This window comes from Gluconobacter potus (assembly GCF_015244705.1).
In the GTDB taxonomy this organism is placed as follows: domain Bacteria; phylum Pseudomonadota; class Alphaproteobacteria; order Acetobacterales; family Acetobacteraceae; genus Gluconobacter; species Gluconobacter potus.
Map to the genome: position 1 here is coordinate 2,501 of NZ_JABCQF010000033.1, position 2,938 is coordinate 5,438.

The window sequence follows — 2,938 nt, forward strand, 5'->3', positions numbered from 1 at the left end:
ACCCCCTCGCAAGAGGATCATGCACTGAATACATAGGTGTATGAGGCAAACCCGGGGAACTGAAACATCTCAGTACCTGGAGGAAAAGACATCAACAGAGATTCCGCTAGTAGTGGCGAGCGAACGCGGAGCAGGCCAATGCCTGATCAGGAAGAAGCTGAACGGTCTGGAAAGTCCGGCAAGAATGGGTGATAGCCCCGTAAGCGTAGTGTTCTGATGAGGATTCGAGTAGGGCGGGGCACGTGAAACCCTGTCTGAACATGGGGGGACCACCCTCCAAGCCTAAATACTCCTTAGTGACCGATAGCGAACAAGTACCGTGAGGGAAAGGTGAAAAGCACCCCGATGAGGGGAGTGAAAGAGACCTGAAACCGGACGCCTACAAGCAGTCGGAGCCTCTTATGGGGTGACGGCGTACCTTTTGTATAATGGGTCAGCGAGTTTCTGTTTGCAGCGAGCTTAAGCCGTTAGGTGTAGGCGTAGCGAAAGCGAGTCTGAATAGGGCGAATGAGTTGCTGGCAGAAGACCCGAAACCGAGTGATCTAGCCATGGCCAGGCTGAAGGTGCGGTAACACGCACTGGAGGGCCGAACCCACGCCTGTTGAAAAAGTCGGGGATGAGCTGTGGCTAGGGGTGAAAGGCCAATCAAACTCGGAGATAGCTGGTTCTCCGCGAAATCTATTGAGGTAGATCGTCGGGTGTTTACCCTGGGGGGTAGAGCACTGGATGGGCTAGGGGGGCCCAAAGCCTTACCAAACCTAACCAAACTCCGAATACCCAGGAGTATAGCCCGGCAGACAGACAGTGGGTGCTAAGGTCCATTGTCGAGAGGGAAACAGCCCAGACCACCAGCTAAGGCCCCTAAATCGTGGCTAAGTGGGAAAGGATGTGGGGATTCCAAAACAACCAGGAGGTTGGCTTAGAAGCAGCCATCCTTTAAAGAAAGCGTAATAGCTCACTGGTCTATTAGAAACCCTGCGCCGAAAATGTAACGGGGCTCAAGCCACGTGCCGAAGCTGTGGGTGCATACTATGTATGCGCGGTAGCGGAGCGTTCCGTAAGTCTGCGAAGGAGACGGGGTGACCCTCTCTGGAGATATCGGAAGTGCGAATGCTGACATGAGTAGCGACAAACAGTGCGAGAAACACTGTCGCCGAAAGTCCAAGGGTTCCTGCGCAAGGTTAATCCACGCAGGGTGAGCCGGCCCCTAAGGCGAGGGCGAGAGCCGTAGTCGATGGGAACCAGTTCAATATTACTGGGCCTGCCAGAAGTGACGAATGAGAGATGTTGTCTGTCCTTAACGGATTGAACAGGCTTTTCAATCATTCCAGGAAATAGCTCTGGCGTATAGACCGTACCCGAAACCGACACAGGTGGACTGGTAGAGAATACCAAGGCGCTTGAGAGAACGATGCTGAAGGAACTAGGCAAATTGCTCGTGTAACTTCGGGATAAACGAGACCCGCTCGTGGGCAACCATGGACGGGTGGCACAGACCAGGGGGTAGCGACTGTTTAGTAAAAACACAGGGCTCTGCGAAATCGTGAGATGACGTATAGGGCCTGACGCCTGCCCGGTGCCGGAAGGTTAAGAGGAGGTGTGCAAGCACTGAATTGAAGCCCCGGTAAACGGCGGCCGTAACTATAACGGTCCTAAGGTAGCGAAATTCCTTGTCGGGTAAGTTCCGACCTGCACGAATGGCGTAACGACTTCCCCACTGTCTCCAGCATCGACTCAGCGAAATTGAATTCCCCGTGAAGATGCGGGGTACCCGCGGTCAGACGGAAAGACCCTATGAACCTTTACTGCAGCTTTGCAGTGGCATCAGAGACATTCTGTGTAGGATAGGTCGGAGGCTTTGAAACCCAGGCGCCAGCTTGGGTGGAGCCATCCTTGAAATACGACCCTGAATTTTTCTGATGTCTAACCGAGACCAGTAAGCCTGGTCCGGGACCCTGCATGGTGGGCAGTTTGACTGGGGCGGTCGCCTCCCAAAGTGTAACGGAGGCGCGCGATGGTGGGCTCAGGCCGGTCGGAAACCGGCTGTCGAGTGCAATGGCATAAGCCCGCCTGACTGTGAGAGTGACAGCTCGATCAGAGACGAAAGTCGGCCATAGTGATCCGGTGGTCCCACGTGGACGGGCCATCGCTCAACGGATAAAAGGTACTCTAGGGATAACAGGCTGATCTCCCCCAAGAGTCCACATCGACGGGGAGGTTTGGCACCTCGATGTCGGCTCATCACATCCTGGGGCTGGAGCAGGTCCCAAGGGTTCGGCTGTTCGCCGATTAAAGTGGTACGTGAGCTGGGTTTAGAACGTCGTGAGACAGTTCGGTCCCTATCTGCCGTGGGTGTAAGAGACTTGAGAGGATTTGTCCCTAGTACGAGAGGACCGGGATGAACATACCTCTGGTGCACCGGTTGTCACGCCAGTGGCACAGCCGGGTAGCTAAGTATGGACGGGATAACCGCTGAAAGCATCTAAGCGGGAAACCCACCTCAAAACGAGGTCTCATAGAGCCGTGACAGACCATCACGTTGATAGGCCGGGTGTGAAAGTGCAGTAATGCATGCAGCTAACCGGTCCTAATCGCTCATACTTCTCACAACAAAACACATGCACAGAAATCAGCCACACACTTCACAACGCACCAACCACCACCCTCTCTCAAAAGACAGGGTGGGCTGGAAGACCTGGTGGCCATTGCGAGGGCCCTACACCCGATCCCATCCCGAACTCGGCCGTGAAATCCCTCAGCGCCTATGATACTGCACCTTAAGGTGCGGAAAAGTCGGTCGCCGCCAGGTCCCCCAGCCTACCCAACACACCACAAAAATCCCCAACATCATCACACACCACCGCGGGGTGGAGCAGCCCGGTAGCTCGTCAGGCTCATAACCTGAAGGCCGCAGGTTCAAATCCTGCCCCCGCAACCA

General features: G+C 55.0%; 1 tRNA gene and 2 rRNA genes (1 of these 3 only partly in view). All 3 read left to right on the forward strand.

The features are described from left to right. Positions 1–2,611, forward strand: a 23S ribosomal RNA gene (locus HKD31_RS15590) (it extends 125 nt beyond the left edge of the window). A gap of 83 nt (positions 2,612–2,694) precedes the next feature. Next, positions 2,695–2,809, forward strand: a 5S ribosomal RNA gene (gene rrf / locus HKD31_RS15595). Between the two features lie 52 nt (positions 2,810–2,861). Beyond that, positions 2,862–2,938, forward strand: a tRNA-Met gene (locus tag HKD31_RS15600).